Source organism: Rathayibacter sp. AY1E6 (assembly GCF_002931115.1).
Taxonomy (GTDB): domain Bacteria; phylum Actinomycetota; class Actinomycetes; order Actinomycetales; family Microbacteriaceae; genus Rathayibacter.
Map to the genome: position 1 here is coordinate 231,296 of NZ_PSVK01000004.1, position 20,582 is coordinate 251,877.

Consider the following 20,582-nt stretch of genomic DNA (forward strand, 5'->3'; position numbering starts at 1 on the left):
CACGGCGCTTCGATTACTCCAATGCATAATGCTGGGCACAGCCATGCGCATAGAGTATGCATGTGGATCTCGAGCAGCTCACCGGATTCGTCGAGGTCGCCCGCCTCGGCAGCTTCACCCGCGCCGCCGAGGAGCTGCATCTCGCGCAGCCCTCGCTGAGCCGCCGGATCGCCGCGCTGGAGCAGGACCTCGGCTCCGAGCTCTTCCACCGGGCGCGTTCCGGCAGCACCCTCACACCGGCCGGGGAGCTGCTGCTGCCGCTCGCCCGGCGCATGCTCGCCGACGCCGGATCGGTGCGCCGCGAGCTGGCCGAGCTGGCCGGACTCGAGCGCGGCCGGGTGCGGTTCGGCGCGACGCCGACGCTCTGCATCAGCCTCGTCGCGGAGGTGCTGCACGCGTTCCACTCCGCGCATCCCGCCGTGGAGCTGCACCTCGCCGAGGACGGGTCGCGGAGCCTCTTCGACCGGCTGGCCCGGGGCGAGCTCGACCTGGCGCTGGTGACGACCTCGACCGCGGCCGCTCCCGGCGCCTTCACGGTGACGCCGCTGCTCGTCGAGGAGCTCGTCGTGGTCTCCTCCGCCGCGGAGCCTCCCCTCGCCGCGACCGGCGCGCTCGACCTGGCGGCGGTCGCCCGCCTCCCGCAGATCGTCTTCAACTCCAGCTACGACCTGCGCCGCACGACCGACGCCGCGTTCGCCGCCGCGGGCCTGGAGCCGGACGTGGTGCTGGAGGGCGCCGAGATGGACGCGGTGCTGCGCTTCGCCGAGCGGGGCCTCGGGGTCGCGGTCGTCCCGGCGATGGTGCTGCAGGGGCGCCCGGGGCTGCGCTCGATCCGCCTCGAGGAGCCGACGCTCGAGAAGCCCACCCTGACCCGGACGATCAGCCTCGCGCGCCCGGCGGACCTCGCGCCGACCGCCGCGGCGCGGGTCATGCAGCGCACCATCGCGGCGACCGCCCGCGCCTTCGCCGCCCAGGCCGGCGGCACGATGCGCCTGGCCGACACCCGCTGACCCAGCGGGGTCTCATCACCCCGCTGCGCGGCCGGCACATGCTGATCGAGCAGCCCCGGAGGGCGCATCGAGATCCCCCCGCACGCGCAGGAGCGCCCCCGGCCCCGCAGGGCCGGGGGCGCTCCCCGGTGGTTCAGCCGTGCGCTACGAGCACGGGCGCGCCGCGTACGGAGCGCTCACCTCCGTCTCGACGGGGGCGCCGTTCATCGTGGCCGTGGCCTCGACGGTCACCGCACCGGCGGGCAGGTTCGCCTGACGGGTGGTGAAGGCGTGCGACACGGTCTTGCCGGGCGCCACCGAGGTGAACGACTTCGTGCCGGACGTCGACGTGAAGGTCACGCCGACGGGGACGTCGGAGCCGTTGCTCGCCTGGACGGTGACGATCGCCTTGCCCGCGATGCAGCGGGTCGCCGCGCTCGCCGTGATGTCGAGCGCCGGAGCCGCCTCGCCCTCGGTGAAGGCGAAGGTGTCGAGCTCGAACAGGTCGCCGGAGGGTCCGGAGTAGCTGAAGTACACGTCGTGCACTCCCGTCGCTCCGGTCAGCGCGGCGCTGACGTCGGTCCACTCACCGGTCGTCCCGTTCACCGCGACGGTGCCCGCGACGGGCCCGGTCTCGGAGTCGAGGCGGACGGTGACGGTGCCGCCGGCCTGCAGCGCCTTGGCCTTCGCGGTGAACGTCGCGGCTCCGGTGTCCCCGAAGTCGACGGCCGACAGCGCGGTCCAGTCGCCGTTGTCGAGGTCCTTCAGCACGAGGTTCTGGGTCGCGCCCGCGGCGGGGGTGCCGAGCGGCGCCGTCGCGATGCCCTTGCTCCAGCCGATGGTCTCGGCCGGGAAGGTGCGGTACGGATCGAAGTCCTTCACCTGGTCGACGCCCTTGTAGTCGCCGACCACCTGCTGCACCGTGCCGTCGGCGTTGAACTGCAGCTCCTGGATGTGCGGGCTGCGGTACCCCTGGGTGGTGTCGCCGTTGATCCGCTTGTTGAGCGTCGGCGCGTGGTAGGTGAAGTAGTACTTGCCGCCCAGCTCGAAGACCGACTGGTGGTTGTTGCCGCCGGTGCCGGCTCCGAAGAAGCGGCTCTGGTTCGGGAACATCACGCCGGCGTAGTTCTCCTTGGGCCAGGACATCGGGTCGTCCGAGATCATGTAGCCGATCTCGCCGCCGCCCGGGTAGCCGGGCTCGCGGGTCTGGTTGCCGCCGAAGTCGTTGCCGCCGAAGTGGGACGAGTACGAGAGGTAGTACTTGTCCTGGCGCTTGAACACCTGGGCCGCCTCGAACGCGACGGGCGCGTCCACGACGGCGGAAGTGCCCTGGGTCGAGATCATGTCGTCGCCGAGCTCGATCACGCGGATGTTCTTCGGGTTGTTGAAGCGCTCGGCCGCGGGGAGCGCGGTCGAGGCGGGTCCGCCTCCGAAGAACAGGTAGCCCTGGCCGTCGTCGTCGACGAGCGGTGCCGGGTCGAACTTCCACGCGACCGCCTCGGCGCCCGGGGTGGACGCGTTGATGAGCGTGGAGGTGCGCTGGCTGGTCCACGGGCCCACCGGCGAGTCGCCGGTGATCACGTTGCTGGAGCCGCCGCCGTTGGCGTAGTAGAGGAAGTACTTGTCGACGCCGTTCACGGTCTTCTTCGCCATGCCGGGAGCCCACGAGTTGCCGGTGTAGGGCGCGACTCCGGTGGAGCCGGCGACCTGGATCTCGCCGTGGTCGGTCCAGTTGACGAGGTCGTCCGAGGAGATCACGGTGATCTGGTTGATCTTGCCGTAGTCGATGCCCGCCGAGACGCCCGTGGCGGGGTTCGGAGCGTAGCCCTGGGTGTCGTTCGTCATGTACATGTACACGCGGCCGTTCTCGACGAAGCCGAAGCCGTCGGCGCCGAACTTCCAGCCCATGAGCGGGTTGTGGTCGCCCGGGATCTTGCCCACGACCTCGATGGTGCGCGAGGCGGGCGCGGGCGGCGCCGCTCCGACCAGCGAGACGTCGTCGAGCTTGTAGTCCATGAGGTGCGTCTCGGGCGCGGCCGAGGGAGTCGCGGTCCACGGCGTCTCGAAGAAGAGGCGCGCGGTGGCGACGCTCTGCCCGGCGGGGATGGTGAACGATCCGTTGATCGTCGCCCACTGCCCCTTCGTGGCGGTGACGCTCGCGAGGTTCGTGTAGGTGCCTCCGCCGTAGTGCATGGTGGCGAAGAACTGCTTGGTCGCGGGGCTCGCGGCGTTCTCGTACTTGATCTGCGCCTTGACCTGGTAGGTCTGGCCGGCGACGACCTTGCCGCTGAGGTCCTGCATGGCGCCCGCGCCGGTGGTCGTGCGGCCGGTGACGAGCGCTGCGGCGGTGCCGGTGCGCGCGTCCGTGGTCGTCGCGATGGTGCCGGCGTCGGCGGCGTTGCCGTTGTTGACGAACCAGCTGCTGATGCCGCTCTCGAAGCCGCCGTTGACGATGAGCTCCGCCTCAGCGGCGGACGAGGTCTGGGCGGCGAAGGGGGCCACCAGGAGCGCGGTCAGCGCGGCCGTGGCCAGCAGCCTCAGCCGCAACCGCCCCTTCGGAGCGGCTTCTCGTTGTGGTGATCTCACGGATCCTCCTTGATCGTGTCGTGCAGGAGATCGTCGGCGACGGGTGCCGCTGACGCGTTCGGGGGCGGGGGCGGCCGCGCGGGCCGCCCCCGGAGTGCTCAGCCGCAGGACGCGGCCGGGTGGGGCGCTCTCACCGTGGTCGTCACCGGCTCGCCGTCGAGGGTGGCGGTCGCGGTCACGACCACCTCGGCGGCGGGGACCGAGGCCGCCCGCGTGGTGAAGGCGTGGCTCGTCGTGGCGCCGGGTGCGAGCGCGGCGACCGTCTTCGTGCCGGAGGCGCTCTCCATCCGGAGGGCGACGGGCACGTCGTCAGCGTTGGTCGCCCGCACGGTCACGACGACCTTCCCCGCGATGCAGCGGGTCGCGGCGGCGGCGGTCACATCGAGCGACGCCTCCTTCAGCGTCCCGAGGCGGGCCAGCTGGTAGCTGAGCGCGCGCTCCGGGGCGTCGATCTGGTTCTGCGATCCCGCGGTGCCGACCGCCTGCGCCTTCGCGAGGACCGACTGGAGGTCGGACCAGGCGTCGGCCGGGTAGTCGTCGGAGCGGAGCGTCGCCGCGTGAGCGACGGCCGCGTCGAGCTGCGAGCGGTCGAGCGCCTTCCCCTCCGAGGAGAGGGTGTCGCTCAGGAGGAACTCGTCGACGTCGACGTGGCCGCCGGCGGTCTTCGTCGCGTAGCTGAACAGCCCGAGGCGGTGGCCCATGAAGTGCGTGAGCTGACCGTCGAGGGTCTGCGGGCCGACGCGGCTGCCGAGCTTCGTCCAGCTCGTCCCGTCGAGGCTGTACGAGAAGGTCGTCCAGAGCTGTCCGGCCGGGGCCGAGAGCTCGAGGTCGGCCTTCAGGCGCACCTGCGAGGCGTCGCCGAGGGCGGCGGCGGTGCCGGGGAGGAAGGACTCCACGGCCGCCTGGTCGAACGTGGTCGCGAACGGCTGACTGCGGTTCACGACGCCGACGGTGGTGACGCCGTCCACGCGCTTGACCGCGACGTAGGAGAAGCCGCGGTTGTAGGCCGCGAGCCCGGCGACGTCGCCGTCCTTCATCCCGGAGACGTCGAACGCCGCCTCCGCCGACTGCTTCGGAGCCACGATGCGCTGGGAGAGCGTGTTGCGCGCCTCCTCCAGGTACGTCATCTCGGGCGAGCCCGAGAGACGCGTGTGCGCGGCCGTTCCGCTGAGCACCTTCCCGTTGGTGAGGCGGAGCCAGCCCTCGCGCTCGGTCAGCGACCAGTAGCGGTTGTCGGGGGCGTGGTTCCACTGCCAGGGGAGGGCGAGGGTCGAGCCGTTCGGCTCGATCTCGGCGGCCGTCGGGCGCTCGAGGGTGGGAGCGGCGCCGACGAGCGAGACGTCGTCGAGCAGGTACTCGGTGCTCGAGGACGCCGGCTGCGGATTGCCCCACGGCGTCTCGACGGCGAACTTCACGCTGCCGACGTTCGCGGTCTCGGGCACCGTGTAGGTCCCCGTGATCGTCGTCCACTGCCCCTGCGTGACGGCGGCGGAGGCCATCGTCACGGGTCCCGCGCCGAAGTCGGCGCAGAGGTTGAAGCGGACCGACGCGGGGCCGGTCGTGTACTTCACCTTCGCGGACACGGTGTAGGTCACGCCGCGCTGCAGCTTGTTCGCCAGCACCTGGCTCGGGCCGGAGCCGTTGAGCGTGCGGGTGCCCACGCGGAGCGCGGCGGTGCCGGACGCCGGGTCGGTCGTGTCGGCCGACAGCGTCGCGCCGAACTGGCCTGCCCACGGCGCCGTCCCCGACTCCGCTCCCGGGTTCTGGAGCAGCTGCACGCCGAGTAGCGACGCGTCGTAGGCGGGCGCGGGCGGGATCGTCCACGACTCGTCCTGGTAGGCCTTCGCCGGGGCGTCGTTGTCGAAGTCGTCCGAGACGACGATGCTCTTCTGCCGCTCGAACAGCTCCTCCTCGGGGCTGAGGCGGATCGGCTTCGGGAAGCTCCCGCCCACCGGCACCGAGCCGTTCGTCCCGAACGTCGGCCAGCCGTCCTTCCACGTCGCCGGAATGAGCCCGGGGATGCGGCCGGTCGGGAAGCTGTCGCGGAAGAACATGCCGTGCCAGGCGGTCGAGCCGTCCTCCTTCGCGATCGGCACGAGGCTCCCCTGGGCGAACCCGCTGGAGTTCAGCACGCCCCTGCCCTCGTAGGGGTTGCTGCCGTCGGCGGTCGCGTAGCGGCCCAGCAGCTCGGACGAGCGGAACAGCGCCACCTGGCGGCCCTGGCCCGAGGGCCAGGTGATGATGACGATGTAGTACTGCCCGTCGATGTACTGCACCTGCGCGCCCTCGAACAGGCCGCCGAGGTAGCCGGCTCCCGGGTAGTCCGAGGTGCGGAGGATGTTCGGGTACTCGGCGACGACGGTCGTCAGGTCCTCGCTCAGCTTCACGGCGCTGGTGGATCCGGAGCCGTAGAAGATGTACGGCGTGCCGCCGTCCGCGTCGTCGAAGAAGAGCGACGGGTCGTGGAAGGCGCGGCCGAGGGCCGTGCGGGTCCAGGCTCCGTCCTCGATGTCGTCGGTCGAGTAGAGGTAGGAGCCGCCGAGGTTGTTGGTGTTGAAGACCGCGTAGTAGCGGCCGTCGTGGTACCGGAGCGACGAGGCCCACTGGCCGTTGCCGTAGGAGTTCTGCCCGTTCCGGAGCGAGAAGCGGTCGCCGATCTCGAGCCGGTCGAAGACGTAGTTGACGATCTCCCAGTTGACGAGGTCGTAGGACTTCATGATCGGGGCGCCCGGGCTGAGGTGCATCGTGGTGCTGATCATGTAGTAGATGTCGCGGCCCTCGTCGTTCTCGGCCGCGGGCACGCGCTCGACGCTGACGTCGGGCACGTCGGCGTTCAGCAGCGGCACGGAGTAGGTGCCGTCGCCGCGGTCCGTCGACGTGTACGAGGCCTTCGGCGACCACGCGCCGGCCGCGGTCGCCGGAGCCGCGCCGGAGGCGAGCAGGCCCGCCGCGAGGAGGGCGCCGATCGCCGTGGAGGCGACTGCGCGCATCGGGGTCATTCGAACAGCGACAGCGTCAGGACGGAGGAGTAGTCGCCGGGGGCGACGTCGGCCTCGGTCTTCAGGGTGAGGCCCGCGGACACGGTCCAGGACCCGTCCGTCGCGGTCTCCTGCGAGTCGAGCGACAGCGCGAGCAGCTCCTGGTCGAACAGGCCCACGGCGTCGGCACCCTCGTCGAGGATCGTGTCGACCGGGTCGCCCTCGGACACGAGGCCCGACTCGCCGCCGTCCACGAGGACCGGCGTCCAGCCGAGGTGGTCGGAGGAGATGTCCTCCTGGTCCGCGTCGCCGGTGAAGGCGCTCGCCGAGCCGAGGACGTACCAGCCGGCTCCGGCCGGGATCTCGTCGACGGTCCGGGTGTCCGTCACGGTCACGTCGGGCAGCTGCCCCGTGAAGGCGCGCACGGTCGGGGTGGAGCCCTCCTCGGCGAGCGTGGCGGAGGTGCCGTCGATCGACATCGAGAGGGCGCCGGGCTGCTCCAGCTCCTCGATGCTGACGTTCACGTCGACGTCGTCGGAGCCGTACTCGGTGTCGGCGGCCGCGGCCGCGGCGGCGACGCCGGACAGGAGCAGGCAGCCGGCGAGAGCTGTGCCCGAGCGGACGAGCCAGAGGGGTCGGAGGGTGCGTCGCGTGGACATGGTGTTCCTCACTCGATCGGCATCGTCGCCGATCAGGTCGAGCGCCGGACGGCGCGGAGTGGTGGCGCGGCCCGAGGCCGCGAGAGGACGGAGCGCGGCGCAGCCCGAGGGGCGTTCGGCCGCGCCTGGAGCGCAGGACGCGCGGAGAGCGGCGGACGGCTCGTGCGCGGCGGCTTCCACAGCGTGGCCACGCGAGCTCCAGCTCTCGACCCCCTCAGCACTGAGGGGAGAAAGGCTGCCCGACACTCGTCTCTCTCGACTGCTGAGCTTTCCCTCAGCTAGTCTTGCGGGCAATGTTACCGGGAACATTCCCGATTGCAAGGACGTGTTCTCAACCGTCCGGAGCAGCGCAGCGAGGCGATCACCGCGTTCCGCCGCGGCCGGGCGGGGACGGCGGGAGGGGACGAGGATGTCCGCAGGGGCGGCGACGGCGGAGGCCGAGCAGGAGGTCGTGACGACGGAGTGCGCGGAGCGCTCGGGCGTCATCGGCGTGCTCCTGGGCGACTTCGAGCCGTTCGGCACGGAGGTGCTGCAGGGAGTGGCGACGGCGCTCCGGGGGACCCGGTTCGACCTCCTCGCCGGCAGCGGGGCGAGCCGCCGGGGCCGGGCGGGCTGGGAGCAGGAGTCCCTGCGGCGCCTCACCGAGGCGCACGTAGCGGGAGCGATCCTGGTGACTCCCTCCGGCGTGATCCCCTCGTCGGACCTGCCGCTCGTCGTCGTGGATCCGCTGACCGCGCAGACCGAGCTGCATTCGGTGGCGACCGACGACTTCGGCGGAGCGCAGCTGGCGACGAGCCACCTGATCGGGCTCGGCCATCGCCGCATCGGCTTCGTCGCGGGCCGCCCCGACCTGGAGTCGTCGCACCGGCGCGGCGCCGGCTACCAGCGGGCGCTCGCGGACGCCGGCCTCCCCTACGACCCCGCGCTCGTACGGGTCGGCTACTACCGGCACGACCCCTCCCTCGCCGCCGCCCACGAGCTGCTGCTGCTGCCCGACCGCCCGACGGCGGTCCTCGCCGCGAACGACGCCTCCGCCATCGCCGTGATCGAGGCGGCCCGGGCGCTGGGCCTCTCGGTGCCGGGGCAGCTTTCGGTCGTGGGCTACGACGACGTGCCCGACGCCTCCCGGGTGGTCCCCGCGCTCACGACGGTGAGGCAGCCGCTGCACCGCGTGGGGCGCGCGGCCGCCCGGGCGCTCCTGACGCTGATCGACGGCGGGAGCGTGGCCGAGCAGCACGTGCGGCTGCGCAACAAGCTCGTGCTCCGCGGGTCGACGGCGCCTCCCGCCGAGGGCCCGCCGTCCGGCTGACTCCTCCCCCTCCCCCAGCCGGCGGGAATACGCTCGGCGCATGAACCAGCAGCGCACTCCGGTCACGGTCACGGTCACGGGAGCGGGAGGCGCCATCGGCTACGCGCTCCTTTTCCGCATCGCCTCGGGTCAGCTCCTCGGGCCGGACGTCCCCGTCCGCCTGAACCTGCTCGAGATCCCCTCCGGCCTCCGCGCGGCCGCGGGCACGGCGCTCGAGCTGCAGGACGGCGCCTTCCCCCTCCTCCGCGGGATCGAGGCGACGGACGACCCGGCCGCCGCGTTCGACGGCGCGAGCGTCGCCCTCCTCGTGGGCGCCCGGCCGCGCAGCGCGGGCATGGAGCGCGCCGACCTGCTCGCCGCGAACGCGGGCATCTTCGGGCCTCAGGGCGCCGCGCTGAACGCGCACGCCGCCTCCGACATCCGCGTGCTGGTCGTCGGCAACCCGGCCAACACCAACGCCTGGATCGCGCGGCGCAGCGCCCCGGACATCCCCGCCGGCCGCTTCACCGCGATGACGCGCCTCGACCACAACCGGGCGGTCGCGCAGCTCGCCGCGAAGCTCGACGCCCCCGTCGACGCGATCGAGGGCGTCGCGATCTGGGGCAACCACTCCGCCTCGCAGTACCCCGACGCGACGCACGCCACCGTCGGCGGACGGCCGGTGCCCGAGCTGGTCGACGCCGAGTGGCTGCACACGGAGTTCGAGCCGCGGGTCGCCAAGCGCGGCGCCGAGATCATCGAGGTCCGCGGAGCCTCCTCGGCCGCGTCCGCCGCCTCCGCCGCGATCGACCACGTGCGCGACTGGGTCGACGGCACGTCGTGGACCTCGGCCGCTGTCGAGTCGGACGGCTCCTACGGGGTGGAGGAGGGGCTGATCTCCTCGTTCCCGGTCCGCTCCGTCGACGGCGAGTGGCGGATCGTCGAGGGGCTCGAGATCGACGCGCACTCCCGCGCGCGGATCGACGAGTCCGTGCTCGAGCTGCGCGCCGAGCGCGACCAGGCGCTGGCGTTCCTCGCGTCCTGACGCGCCCCTCCCCGTCCTGTCGCCACGGGATGCCACTCCGGTACGCCTCGCGCGACGTGTCGCGTACCGGAGCGGCATCTCGAGGAGGGGCTCAGCGGCGCTTCTCCGGAGTGGGGAGGGTGCCGGAGGCGCGGGCGGCCTCGTACCAGGCGTGCGCCTCCTCCTGGCGCTCCGCCTCGGCACCGGTCGCGATCGCCGCGCGCACGTGCTCGGGCCCGTAGCCGAACGACGCGACCAGGTCGGCGGCGTGCGGGCGGATGCGGGCGAGCAGCCGGTCGATGTAGGACGTCACCGCGACCGCTCGCTGCGACGACAGGCGCCCGTGGATGAGGTACCAGTCGAGGTGCTTCTCGATCAGGCCCAGGCCGAACAGGTCGCGGAGCCAGGTGAGGACGGTGCGCGTGCCCGCGTCCTCGACGCCGGCGAGCGCCTCCGTGAACGCCTCCCACTGCAGCAGCTCGGCGTGGGCGCGCGCCGCCTCGATGAGCTCGCTCTGGTGCGCGTTGAACAGGCGGGCCGCCTCGTCGGAGGGCAGCTTCGACACCGGGCGCAGCCGTGAGGCGATCCCCGCGACCATGCTCTCGACGCGGCCGGTGAGCAGCTCGCGCTGGTCCTCCCGTAGCTGGCCGACCGAGCGGGCCGTCGATCCGCGATCGGCGACGACCTGGGCCAGACGGCGCAGACCCGAGTTGTCGACGGTCGCCCCCGCGACCTGCGAGGCGGCGTACCGCGCGAGCTCCGCGGGCTGGGCGCCCTTGAAGCGGCGTCCGACGTCGGTCAGCAGGCGCTTGGCGACCAGCTGGAGGAGCACGGTGTTGTCGCCCTCGAAGGTCGCGTACACGTCGAGGTCGGCGCGCAGCTGCGTGAGCCGGTTCTCCGCGAGGAAGCCCGCGCCTCCGCAGGCCTCGCGCGCCTCCTGCAGCGTGTCGAGAGCGTGCCAGGTCGAGAGCGCCTTCAGCCCCGCGGCGAGGGTCTCGAGGTCCTGCCGCGACTGCTCGGTGTCGTTCGCGCCGGAGAAGACCTCGTCGAACGCCGTCAGCAGCTTCTCGTGCGCGAAGGCGGCGGCGTAGGTGGTGGCCAGGCGCGGCAGGAGGCGGCGCTGGTGCCGCTGGTAGTCGAGCAGCACCTCCTCCCGCTCGCCGCCGCCGGTGAACTGGCGGCGCTGGTCGCCGTAGGTGACGGCGACCGTCAGCGCGATCTTCGCCGCGGCGACCGAGGCTCCGTCGAGCGAGACGCGGCCCTGCACCAGCGTGCCGAGCATGGTGAAGAAGCGGCGGCCCGGGCTCGCGATCGGCGAAGAGTAGGTGCCGTCGGCGGCGACGTCGCCGTAGCGGTTCAGCAGGTTCTCGCGCGGGACGCGGACCCCGTCGAAGTGGAGGCGGCCGTTGTCGATCCCGTTCAGACCGCCCTTGAGGCCGTCGTCCTCCCCGCCGACGCCGGGCAGGAACGCGCCCTGCTCGTCACGGATCGGGACGAAGAAGGCGTGGACGCCGTGGTTCACGCCCCGGGTGACCAGCTGCGCGAAGACGACCGCCGCGCGCCCGTCCACCGCCGCGTTGCCGAGGTAGTCCTTCCAGGCCGCGCGGAACGGAGTCCGCAGCACGAACTCGCCGTCCTCGTAGGTGGCGGTCGTGGCGATCGACGCGACGTCGGAGCCGTGCCCGGTCTCGGTCATCGCGAAGGCGCCCGGGATCTCGAGGCTCATGATCCCCGGCAGCCACTTCTCGTGGTGCGGGCGGGTGCCCAGGTGCAGGACCGCGGCGCCGAAGAGCCCCCACTGCACGCCGGACTTGATCTGCAGCGACGGGTCGGCGGTGACCAGCTCCTCGAAGCCGGCGATGTTGCCGCCGTGGTCGGCCTCGCCGCCGAGGTCGACGGGGAAGGCGCGGTGCACGCCACCCTCGGCCGCGAGCACGCGCATCTGCTCCGAGACGCGGAGGCGGTGCTCCTTCATCGGGAGGCCGTCGGTGCGGTGCAGCTCGGGGCGGGCGGTCAGGGCGCGGCTGGCGAGGCGCTGCTCGCGCCAGGCGCCGAGCAGGGTCTCGCCGAGGGCGGCGACGTCGACGGCGGGGGCGCCGTCCTCGTCCAGGCGCGCGTCGACCTCGGAGCCGAGGCAGTCCACCGGCGGCGTGGGCGCGATGGAGCCTGAGCGGGAGCGCCGGGCCCGCGTGCGTCCGGTGGCCGCCCGGTCGGCGGCGTCGGCGGCGGAGCGGGGGTGGGGAGCGGTGCTGACCATGGTGTTCGTGTCCCTTCGACCGTCTGCGGTTCGGGCCGCTCCCGGTGCGTCGTGCGCCGACGGTCGCGGCAGCGGAGGCGGTCCTCGCACGGTAGGTCGCGCGGCGGCGCGGCGGAAACGTTCCGTCGCCCGGGCACAAACGGCGCCGGGCGGAGGAGGAAGCGCGTTGTCGGAACCGACCAGGCGGGGGCGGGGCGCGCGGCTCGTGCGCAGGACGGGCTGTCCCTGCGACGGGAGCGGAGAAGGGGGCGGCTCGTCCGTGTGCTGAACGGGCTGTCCCTACGGGCTGCTTCTGCGGAGGAGGGACGCCGCACCGGAGGCCGCCTCGCTAGTCTCTCGGCATGAGCGAGCCGCCGCTGCCTCCCCCTCCGCCCGCCCGACACCCGGCGGCCGGGCCGCCCGCGGACGTCGCGGCAGCGCCTCCCCGGACTCCGGGTGCGCCGCCCGTGGACGTCGCGGCCGCGCCTCCCGCGCCTCCGGCCGCGCCGGGATCCGGGGTTCCGCATGGGCGCCCGGTCCGCGTCTGGGACCTGGTGCTGACGATCGTGCTGATCCTCGTGGCCTCCGCGGTGACGCTGCTGCTGTCGTTCTTCGGGCTGTTCTTCGCGATGGCCAGCGACTCGTGCGGCGGATCGAACGCCTGCGACATCGGCCTGATCGAGGGCGGGGTGGTCCTCGCCGCAGGAGGAGTGTGGGTGCCGTTCCTCGCGGCGCTGGCCGTCTCGATCGTGCTGCTGGTGCGGCGGCGCATCGCGTTCTGGGTGCCGGTGGCGGGCCTCGCGGTGTCGTTCTGCTGCACGCTGCTCGGCGGGTGGATGGCGTCGACGGGCGCGGGCGGCTGAGGGCGCTCGCCGACGCCTCGGACCGAGGACGCTCGCGTCGGTGACGAGATGGGCACGATCGCCGACGCGGAGCCCGGAACACGGTCGCCCGCGCCGGCGCCCGCCTCCGTCGCGGGTGGTGAACCGCGCGCCTCAGCGACGGATCAGTAGCTGTCCCAGCCGGGCTCCCAGTCGGGCTCGTCCGGCGGCACCCAGTCGTCCTCCGGCGGCTGAGCGGCGGACACCGGCGGACCGGACGACTCGCGGCCGAACGAGGGCTTCGCCCCTTGCGAGCGGGACGACCCGCCACGGGCGGTCGGCGCGCGGCGGGGAGCGGGAGCCTCCTCACCGGGTTCCGGGACGGCGATCTCGGGGCTCTCCCCCGCGACGACGGCGAGAACGGCCTCGCCGTAGGTGAGCAGCTTCTTCTGGCCGACGCCGCCGATGATGCTGAGCGCGTCCATCGTCGCCGGCTCGGCGGTCGCGATCTCGCGGAGGGTCGCGTCGTTGAAGACGATGTAGGCCGGGACCGCCTGCGCGCGGGCCTGCGCGGCGCGCCACTCCCGGAGCCGCTCGAACAGCGGCTGAGCCTCGCCCGACAGCTCGGCGACGGTGGACCGCCCGGAGCGGGAGGATCCGCTGGAGCGGGCCGGCTTCTCCGGCTCCTGCCGCAGCTCGACCTTCCGCTCGCCGCTGAGGACGGAGCCGGACGCGGGCGTGAGCACGAGCGTGCCGAAGCCGTCGTCGTTGACGCCGAGCAGGCCCTGGGCGAGGAGCTGGCGGGCGACTCCGCGCCACTGGGTGTCGCTGAGCTCGGCGCCGATGCCCCAGGTGGCGAGGCCGTCGTGCTGGTGCTGGGTGGTGCGCGGCGTGGTCTTGCCGCGGAGGACGTCGATGATGTGACCGGCGCCGAACTGCTGGTTGCGCTCGCGCTTGAGGCGGACGACCGTCGACAGGAACTTCTGCGCCGCGACCGTGCCGTCCCAGGAGGCGGGCGGCTCGAGGCAGGTGTCGCAGTTGCCGCAGGCGGTGCTCTCCTGGCCGAAGTAGGCGAGCAGGTTCACCCGGCGGCACTGGACCGTCTCGGAGAGCGCGAGCATCGCGTCCAGGTGCGCGGACATCCGCCGACGGTGCGCCAGGTCTCCCGGCGACTCGTCGATCATCCGGCGCTGCTGCACCACGTCCTGCAGTCCGTACGCGAGCCAGGCGGTGGACGGCAGTCCGTCGCGGCCGGCACGACCCGTCTCCTGGTAGTAGCCCTCGACCGACTTGGGCAGGTCGATGTGCGCGACGAACCGCACGTCCGGCTTGTCGATCCCCATGCCGAAGGCGATGGTCGCGCAGACGATGACGCCCTCCTCGCGGAGGAACCGCGACTGGGCGGCGGCGCGCACCCGCGAGTCGAGGCCCGCGTGGTACGCGACGGCGTCGAAGCCCGCCGAGCGCAGCGCCTCGGCCGTCGCCTCGACGCTCTTGCGGGAGAGGGCGTAGACGATGCCCGCGTCGTGCGCGTGCTCGCGCCGCAGGAAGTCGATCAGCTGCTTGCGCGGCTCGACCTTGTTGACGATCCGGTACTGGATGTTCGGGCGGTCGAAGCTCGAGACGAAGTGGCGGGCGGCGCCGAGGTGCAGGCGCGAGGTGATCTCGCGGTGCGTCGCCTCGGTGGCGGTCGCGGTGAGGGCGATGCGCGGGACGTCGGGCCAGCGCTCGGCGAGCTCGCCCAGTGCGAGGTAGTCGGGGCGGAAGTCGTGGCCCCACTGGCTGACGCAGTGGGCCTCGTCGATCGCGAAGAGGGCGATCCGGCCGCGGGCGAGGAACTGCTTCATGCCCTCGTTGCCCAGGCGCTCCGGGGCGACGTAGAGCAGGTCGAGCTCGCCGTCGAGGTAGGCGCGCTCGACGCGGCTGCGCTCGCCCGCGTCCTGGGTGGAGTTGAGGAACTCGGCGCGGACGCCGTTCGCGCGGAGGGCGTCGACCTGGTCCTGCATCAGCGCGATGAGCGGGGACACGACCACGCCGGTGCCGGGGCGCACGATGGCGGGGATCTGGTAGCAGAGCGACTTGCCGCCGCCGGTGGGCATCAGGACGACGGCGTCGCCGCCTCCGATGACCTGCTCGACGATGGCCTGCTGCTCGCCGCGGAAGGAGCCGTAGCCGAAGACCTTCTCGAGGATCGCCTGCGCCTCGGAGGATCCGGAGCCCGCAGCGCCGCTCGCCGCGTCGCTCCGGACGCCGCCGCGGGACTCCGCCGAGGGGTCGGCGAGCGGCGGGGCGGGGAGGGCTGTCGCGGTGGGCTCTGTCACCCGGGGAACTCTACCCGCCGCCTCCGACGCCGCCCCGGGGGTCCGGGGAACTGTGGAGAAGGGCCGCAGGGAGGGAGCTGGGGAGGCGGCTGCGGGGAGGTCGGGGGTCTTCTGCGGCGCCCGGATCAGAGGTCGGTGAGGGTGCGGGTGTCGCCGTCCCAGAAGCGGACGCCCGCGAGGCCGACGGTGAACGGCTCGCCGAGGAGGGGGACGGCGTCGCCGAGCTGCTCGGCGCGGAGGCGGCGCGAGACGCTGATGTGCGGCGTCCAGGCGTCCGGCAGCGAGGTGTCGACGCCGCCCGGCACGAGGCGCGTGGCCCGGTCGTGCAGAGCGTCGAGGGCGGGCGAGCGGACCACTCCCCAGGCGAGGACGAAGCGCCCGGCGTGCGGGAAGAGGAGGACGGCACCGAGGTCGGCCGTCGCCGGAAGCGGACCGAGCGCGCCCGGCTCCGGGGCGGTCAGCTCGGGCCCGGCGACCAGGGTGAGGTGCGGGCGGTTGCTGGCGGACGTGTGCAGCGCGAGGCTCGGGATGCCGGCCGCCTCGAGCGCCTCCCACTGGCTGCGGACGCGAGCCTCCGACTCCGGATCGAGGAGGACTTCGAGGCTGCGCATGTCCACATTCTGCCGCGGGCAATGTGTGCTGGCTTTCGCGGACGCGCGGCCACTCGCGGGTGCGCGCGGTCCTCGCCGGCTCCCGCGAGTGTGCAGGAGTCGTCGCACTCGCAAGCACGCAGGAGTTGTCGCACTCGAGCTCGAGTGCGACAACTTTCGCGCACTCGCGGGGGCGGGGAGCGGGGCGGAGACGGGGAGCGGGCGGGCACCGCCGGCCCCGCGCCCCGCCCCCGCGTCAGCCGATCGTCACGAGGGCGGCGAACAGCTCCGGCGCTCGGCGGTCGACGATCCGACCGCCGACGCGGATGCCCACCAGCGCGAAGACGGTGCCCAGCACGAGGGCGGCCGCCAGTCCGATCAGGCCGAAGGCCGGGTCGCCGCCGATGAGCGAGATCGCGCCGAGGACGATCGACGGGAGCGCCAGCAGACCGGTCGCGGCCATGCTCCCCAGCATCACGACGCTCGAGATCATCCCGGAGCCCGGCGGCGTCTTCAGCGGGCTGTCCCCCGGCCCGGGCACGGGGTAGACGACGAGCGACGAGGCGACGCTCGACACTCCGAACCCGCTGAGAACGAGGGCCAGCGCCATGCCCAGCACGGCCGGGATCGCGTCGGCGCGTCCCGCGTACAGCGCGGTGCCCACCGCCACGGCGACCACCGCAGGGACGCCGATGATCGCGGCGGCGACGACGCGACCGGCGCGGTCGGCCGACCCCGTCACTCCGGAGCTGACGTGCGCCGCCCAGGCGGTGCCGTCGTACGACACGTCGGCGCAGAGGGTCACGCCGAAGATCAGGCCGACGAGCACGGCCGAGAGCAGCACGAAGGTGTCGCCGCCGCTGCCGATCGCGGAGTAGAAGACCGCGAGGACGACGACGGCGGGGATGACGAGGAGCCCGCGGCTGTAGCGCGGGTCGCGCCACCAGTAGCCGAGGGCACGCGCGGCGACGGCGCCGGTCGGGGTGCCGGGGAAGCGCCCGAACAGGCCGAGGCCCGCGGATCCGGAGGCGGAGTGCGCGCCGGACGCGGCGGGCTCCGCGAGCGCGTGCCGCAGCGCCCGGGCCCACGCCCAGACGAGGACGGCCAGCGTCGCGAGCCCGATCAGCAGGCGCGCGATCGCCGCGACCCAGTCGCCCGCGACGACGGATCCGGGGACGGCCCAGATCGCGCCGAGCGGCGACCAGCCGAGGGCGCCCGCGATCACGGGCAGGACGTCCAGGCCGTCGCGGATCACGTTCGTCAGGCCGAAGAAGAGCGGTCCGAGCAGGATGACGACGACGAGCACGACGCCGCCGATCACCTCGCGGTAGCGGCGGCTCGAGCCCAGGCCCGTGGTGAGCGCGCCGATCAGGCGGGACGCGACCACGCAGGTCGCGACGCCGATCACCGCGGCGACGAGGCCGGGCAGGATGCCGATGGGCCGACTCCACCAGGCGGCGGCGGAGGCGAGCGCGCCGAGCGAGGTCACCACGCCGGGGATGCCCGCGAGGCCCGCGGCGGCGAGCCCGAGGAGGAGGGTCCGCAGCGGGATCGGGAAGGTCGCGAGGGTGGGCAGGTCGAGGCTCTGGTCGGAGCCGGACAGGAAGATCGGCCCGAGCACCCAGCCGAGGATCAGAGCGGAGCCGCCGAGGACGATCGCGACGTTCGCGAACGCCGGGTCCGTGCCTCCGAGCGCGACCAGGCCGGCCGCGACCAGGCCGAGCACCGCGATCGCGTAGAGACCGCCGAGGATCACGCCGATCAGCTGCCACACGTTCCGCGTCAGCGAGTTGCGGAGCAGGAGCAGCCGCAGCCTCAGGAGATGCGCAACCATGCCGGTCCCTCCTGGTGGGTGCGGCCGCCGACCAGCTCGACGAAGCGCTCCTCGAGGCTGGACCCGGCGCGGACCTCCTCGAGGGTGCCGGAGGCGAGCACGCGGCCGTCGGCGATGACGGCGACGCGGTCGCACATCCGCTCGACGAGGTCCATGGAGTGGGACGAGACGATGACCGTGCCGCCCGACGCGACGAAGCCGGTCAGGATGTCGCGGATGTTCGCCGCCGAGACCGGGTCGACCGACTCGAACGGCTCGTCGAGCACCAGGAGGCGCGGGGCGCGCACGAGCGCGCAGGCGAGCGCGATCTTCTTGGTCATGCCCGCGGAGTAGTCCACAACGAGCGTGCGGTCGGCCGGATCGAGGCCGAGCAGGGCGAGGAGGTCGTCGGTCCGCTCGACGACGACGGAGCGCTCGAGCCCGCAGAGCAGGCCGTAGTAGGTGACGAGCTGGAGACCGGTGAGGCGGTCGAACAGCTTGACGCCGTCGGCGAGGACGCCGATCAGCCGCTTCGCCTCGAGGGTGTCCTTCCAGACGTCGACCTCGTGGATCGTGACGACGCCGCTGTCGGGGCGGAGCAGGGCCGTGGCCATCGAGAGGGTCGTCGTCTTGCCCGCGCCGTTGGGGCCGACGAGCCCGAAGAAGGACCCGGCGGGGACGTCGAGGTCGATGTCCTTCACGGCCTCCTTGTCGCCGAAGCGCTTGCGGAGGCCGCGGATCCGCAGGGCGACCTCGCCGTGGCGGCCGGAGGCCTCGGGGGCGGCCCACGCGGGGGTCGCGGAGTCGGTGAGCGCGGAGTCGGTGAGCGCGGAGTCGGTGTGCTCGGCAGCGGTGCCGTCGGCGGCGGTGCGCGCGGCGGGGCTCTCGGTGTCCGTGCCGTCCTGGGGAATGCCGGGGGGCGTCGTCCCGTCCATGTGTGTCCCTTCCGGGCCGCGGTGGGCGGCCGCTCCTCCACCCTAGGCAGGCGCTGCGGCCGGGGCATCCGTCCCGCGATGGAGTCGCGCTGAACGCGCCGGCGCGGCCCCGGTGGTCCGACGGGGCGGGGCGGGAGCACGGCCGCCTACGCTGGCCCCATGCCCACGCTCCTCCTCGTCCGGCACGGACGCACCACCGCGAACACCGCGGGGATCCTCGCCGGACGCACCGCCGGAGTGCGGCTCGACGACGTCGGACGCACGCAGGCGGCGCGCACCGGGGAGCGGCTGGCGGCGGTCGAGCTCGCGACCGTGGTGTCGAGCCCGCTCGAGCGGTGCCGGCAGACCACGCGCTTCGTCCTCGAGCGGCAGACGGGATCGCCGGCGACCGTGATCGACAAGGGCATCACCGAGTGCGACTACGGCGACTGGTCGGGGCGCTCGCTGCGGGATCTCGCGACGGAGCCGCTCTGGGCGACGGTGCAGAACCAGCCCTCCGCGGTGGTGTTCCCCGGCGGCGAGGGGATGCTCGCGATGCAGGCCCGGGCCGTATCGGCGATCCGGCGGCACGACGCGGCGGTCGCGGAGGAGCACGGGGCCGGCGCGGTGTGGGCGGCGGTCAGCCACGGAGACACGATCAAGGCGATCCTCGCGGACGCGCTCGGCATGCACCTCGACCTGTTCCAGAGGCTCAGCGTCGGACCGGCGTCGGTGTCGATCATCCGCTACGGCGCGGGGCGGCCCGAGGTCGTCGCGATGAACACGGACGCCGGGGACCTGGGCTGGCTGCGGAAGGCGGCCCCCGTGGCGGACGCCGCTGTGGGGGGCGGGGCGGGGCACGAGTAGGCGCGGTTCGGGAGGGCCGCTTCAGGGCTCGACCGAGCGGCAGGGACGCGGGTGCTCGGCGGCGGTGGATCTCGATGCGCCCGCTCCGCGGGGGGCTCGGTCAGCAGAAGAGACGGCTGCTCGATCAGCAGGCCGCCCGAGCCCGACGCGCGCAGCCACCGCGGAGGCGGGCGCTCGTAGACTGGGGGCATGCCTCCGATCGTGCACGGATTCGACTGGCCCGATCGCGTCGTCGTGGGGACCGTCGGCTCACCCGGCTCGCGCTCCTTCTACCTCCAGGCCAAGACCGGGCCCCGCGTGGTCAGCGTCGGCCTCGAGAAGCAGCAGTCGGCCCTCCTCGCCGAGAAGATCGACGAGATCCTCGACCAGCTGATGACCGCCCAGGGCAACCCGGTCAGCGTCCCCGCCGGCACTCCCCCGGAGCTCGTCGACAACGACCCGCTCGACCAGCCCGTGGAGCCCGAGTTCCGCGTCGGCGGTCTCAGCCTCGGCTGGGACCCGTCCACCGCGCAGATCGTGATCGAGGCCTACCCGCTGACCGAGGCGGAGGACGACTCCGAGGAGGAGCCCGAGCCCACCGAGATGCTGCAGGTGAAGATCCCGGTCGGAACGGCGCGCGCCTTCGCGAAGCGCACCCTCGAGGTCGTCGGCGCCGGACGTCCGCTCTGCCCCCGCTGCGGCGAGCCGATGGATCCCGACGGGCACGACTGCCCGCTCGCATGAGCGACCCGGGCGGGCTCGACGGCGAGCTGGAGCTGGCCGGCCGGATCACGATCGCCTCGAACGCGACGTTCCTCGCGCAGCTCGGCGAGACGTCCGTCGTCTACAAGCCGATCTCGGGCGAGAAGCCGCTGTGGGACTTCCCGGACGGCGTGCTCGCGGGCCGCGAGGTCGCCGCGTACCTCGTCTCGGAGGCGCTCGGCTGGAACGTGGTGCCGCGCACGTGGCTCCGCGACGGTCCTCTCGGGCCGGGCATGGTTCAGCTCTGGCAGGACATCGATCCGGACCAGGACGCGGTCGACCTGGTGCCCGCCGACGCCGTGCCCGACGGATGGCGGCACGTCCTCGACGGCAGCGACGAGGAGGACCGCGACATCTCCCTCGTGCACGAGGACTCGACGGCGCTGCGCCGGATGGCCGTGTTCGACGTGGTCGCCAACAACGCGGACCGGAAGGGCGGGCACGTGCTCGCGCTGCCCGACGGCCACCGCTACGGGGTCGACCACGGCCTCACCTTCCACTCCGAGCACAAGCTGCGCACGGTCCTCTGGGGCTGGATCGGCGAACCGCTGCTCGAGGAGGAGCTGACGGCGCTGGCGCTCCTGCGCGCGCAGATCGACGGACCGCTCGGCGAGGCGCTCTCGGAGCTGCTCACCGAGGACGAGGTCGCCGCGTTCGCGAAGCGCTGCGAGCGGCTCGGCTCCTTCGGCCGCTTCCCGGGCCCGCGGGGCGGGATGCCCGCGGTGCCCTGGCCGCTGTTCTGAGCAGGGCGCGGT

15 protein-coding genes are annotated in these 20,582 nt (G+C 73.4%); 7 read left to right on the forward strand and 8 right to left on the reverse strand.

Annotation, left to right across the window (positions count from 1 at the left end):
• Positions 1–56: 56 nt before the first annotated feature.
• Positions 57–1,010, forward strand: a complete 954-nt coding sequence (locus tag C5C46_RS06185) for a LysR family transcriptional regulator (protein ID WP_104226031.1) — start codon at positions 57–59, stop codon at positions 1,008–1,010.
• 144 nt (positions 1,011–1,154) lie between these two features.
• Here the strand turns inward: C5C46_RS06185 and C5C46_RS06190 are convergent, their stop codons facing one another.
• The 3 genes from C5C46_RS06190 to C5C46_RS06200 form a co-directional block, all read right to left on the reverse strand.
• On the reverse strand, positions 1,155–3,575 hold the full coding sequence (locus C5C46_RS06190; protein ID WP_219812141.1) for a family 43 glycosylhydrolase: 2,421 nt from the start codon (positions 3,573–3,575) through the stop codon (positions 1,155–1,157).
• Between the two features lie 98 nt (positions 3,576–3,673).
• Positions 3,674–6,565, reverse strand: a complete 2,892-nt coding sequence (locus C5C46_RS06195; RefSeq protein WP_258059364.1) for a family 43 glycosylhydrolase — start codon at positions 6,563–6,565, stop codon at positions 3,674–3,676.
• A gap of 5 nt (positions 6,566–6,570) precedes the next feature.
• Complete coding sequence (locus C5C46_RS06200) at positions 6,571–7,212, reverse strand: hypothetical protein (protein WP_104226079.1); 642 nt, start codon at positions 7,210–7,212, stop codon at positions 6,571–6,573.
• A gap of 409 nt (positions 7,213–7,621) precedes the next feature.
• Between C5C46_RS06200 and C5C46_RS06205 the strand changes: the two genes are divergently transcribed.
• Both C5C46_RS06205 and C5C46_RS06210 read left to right on the forward strand, forming a co-directional pair.
• On the forward strand, positions 7,622–8,521 hold the full coding sequence (locus C5C46_RS06205) for a LacI family DNA-binding transcriptional regulator (protein WP_104226034.1): 900 nt from the start codon (positions 7,622–7,624) through the stop codon (positions 8,519–8,521).
• Between the two features lie 40 nt (positions 8,522–8,561).
• The gene (locus C5C46_RS06210) at positions 8,562–9,545 is read left to right on the forward strand and encodes a malate dehydrogenase (protein WP_104226035.1); all 984 of its coding nucleotides are present in this window, start codon (positions 8,562–8,564) and stop codon (positions 9,543–9,545) included.
• A 91-nt stretch (positions 9,546–9,636) separates the two neighbouring features.
• On the opposite strand, the gene C5C46_RS06215 is transcribed toward C5C46_RS06210, so the two are convergent.
• Positions 9,637–11,781, reverse strand: coding sequence for an acyl-CoA dehydrogenase (locus C5C46_RS06215; protein WP_104226036.1), 2,145 nt, complete (start codon positions 11,779–11,781; stop codon positions 9,637–9,639).
• Positions 11,782–12,122: 341 nt separating this feature from the next.
• On the opposite strand from C5C46_RS06215, the gene C5C46_RS17105 reads away from it, so the two are divergent.
• Complete coding sequence (locus C5C46_RS17105) at positions 12,123–12,623, forward strand: DUF6264 family protein (RefSeq protein ID WP_219812269.1); 501 nt, start codon at positions 12,123–12,125, stop codon at positions 12,621–12,623.
• A gap of 143 nt (positions 12,624–12,766) precedes the next feature.
• Here the strand turns inward: C5C46_RS17105 and recQ are convergent, their stop codons facing one another.
• The 4 genes from recQ to C5C46_RS06240 all read right to left on the reverse strand — a co-directional run bounded on the left by recQ (position 12,767) and on the right by C5C46_RS06240 (position 18,240).
• Positions 12,767–14,902 (reverse strand): DNA helicase RecQ, encoded by a 2,136-nt coding sequence (gene recQ / locus C5C46_RS06225; RefSeq protein ID WP_104226038.1) that lies wholly within the window; start codon positions 14,900–14,902, stop codon positions 12,767–12,769.
• 125 nt (positions 14,903–15,027) lie between these two features.
• On the reverse strand, positions 15,028–15,513 hold the full coding sequence (locus tag C5C46_RS06230; protein WP_104226039.1) for a 2'-5' RNA ligase family protein: 486 nt from the start codon (positions 15,511–15,513) through the stop codon (positions 15,028–15,030).
• Between the two features lie 235 nt (positions 15,514–15,748).
• On the reverse strand, positions 15,749–17,326 hold the full coding sequence (locus tag C5C46_RS06235; protein WP_104226040.1) for a transporter: 1,578 nt from the start codon (positions 17,324–17,326) through the stop codon (positions 15,749–15,751).
• Positions 17,308–18,240 carry an ABC transporter ATP-binding protein gene (locus C5C46_RS06240; protein WP_104226041.1) on the reverse strand — a complete coding sequence of 311 codons (933 nt, stop codon included), beginning with the start codon at positions 18,238–18,240 and terminating at the stop codon, positions 17,308–17,310. The genes C5C46_RS06235 and C5C46_RS06240 overlap by 19 nt, the downstream gene beginning before the upstream one ends.
• 159 nt (positions 18,241–18,399) lie before the next feature.
• On the opposite strand from C5C46_RS06240, the gene C5C46_RS06245 reads away from it, so the two are divergent.
• From C5C46_RS06245 to C5C46_RS06255, 3 genes are all read left to right on the forward strand, one after another.
• Positions 18,400–19,086, forward strand: a complete 687-nt coding sequence (locus C5C46_RS06245) for a histidine phosphatase family protein (protein ID WP_104226042.1) — start codon at positions 18,400–18,402, stop codon at positions 19,084–19,086.
• Positions 19,087–19,275: 189 nt separating this feature from the next.
• On the forward strand, positions 19,276–19,809 hold the full coding sequence (locus tag C5C46_RS06250) for a DUF3090 domain-containing protein (protein ID WP_104225051.1): 534 nt from the start codon (positions 19,276–19,278) through the stop codon (positions 19,807–19,809).
• Positions 19,806–20,570: an SCO1664 family protein gene (locus C5C46_RS06255; RefSeq protein WP_104226043.1), complete on the forward strand. Its 765-nt coding sequence runs from the start codon at positions 19,806–19,808 to the stop codon at positions 20,568–20,570. Before C5C46_RS06250 ends, C5C46_RS06255 begins: the two co-directional genes overlap by 4 nt.
• The last annotated feature ends 12 nt before the right edge of the window (positions 20,571–20,582 follow it).

Excerpts from the sequence above, each read along its gene's own strand:
- C5C46_RS06185 (WP_104226031.1), top strand. The coding sequence starts at position 57 with ATGCATGTGGATCTCGAGCAGCTCACCGGATTCGTCGAGGTCGCCCGC.
- C5C46_RS06195 (WP_258059364.1), bottom strand. The coding sequence starts at position 6,565 with ATGCGCGCAGTCGCCTCCACGGCGATCGGCGCCCTCCTCGCGGCGGGC.
- C5C46_RS06200 (WP_104226079.1), bottom strand. The coding sequence starts at position 7,212 with ATGTCCACGCGACGCACCCTCCGACCCCTCTGGCTCGTCCGCTCGGGC.
- C5C46_RS06205 (WP_104226034.1), top strand. The coding sequence starts at position 7,622 with ATGTCCGCAGGGGCGGCGACGGCGGAGGCCGAGCAGGAGGTCGTGACG.
- C5C46_RS06210 (WP_104226035.1), top strand. The coding sequence starts at position 8,562 with ATGAACCAGCAGCGCACTCCGGTCACGGTCACGGTCACGGGAGCGGGA.
- C5C46_RS06215 (WP_104226036.1), bottom strand. The coding sequence starts at position 11,781 with ATGGTCAGCACCGCTCCCCACCCCCGCTCCGCCGCCGACGCCGCCGAC.
- C5C46_RS17105 (WP_219812269.1), top strand. The coding sequence starts at position 12,123 with ATGAGCGAGCCGCCGCTGCCTCCCCCTCCGCCCGCCCGACACCCGGCG.
- C5C46_RS06230 (WP_104226039.1), bottom strand. The coding sequence starts at position 15,513 with ATGCGCAGCCTCGAAGTCCTCCTCGATCCGGAGTCGGAGGCTCGCGTC.
- C5C46_RS06235 (WP_104226040.1), bottom strand. The coding sequence starts at position 17,326 with ATGGTTGCGCATCTCCTGAGGCTGCGGCTGCTCCTGCTCCGCAACTCG.
- C5C46_RS06240 (WP_104226041.1), bottom strand. The coding sequence starts at position 18,240 with ATGGACGGGACGACGCCCCCCGGCATTCCCCAGGACGGCACGGACACC.
- C5C46_RS06245 (WP_104226042.1), top strand. The coding sequence starts at position 18,400 with ATGCCCACGCTCCTCCTCGTCCGGCACGGACGCACCACCGCGAACACC.
- C5C46_RS06250 (WP_104225051.1), top strand. The coding sequence starts at position 19,276 with ATGCCTCCGATCGTGCACGGATTCGACTGGCCCGATCGCGTCGTCGTG.
- C5C46_RS06255 (WP_104226043.1), top strand. The coding sequence starts at position 19,806 with ATGAGCGACCCGGGCGGGCTCGACGGCGAGCTGGAGCTGGCCGGCCGG.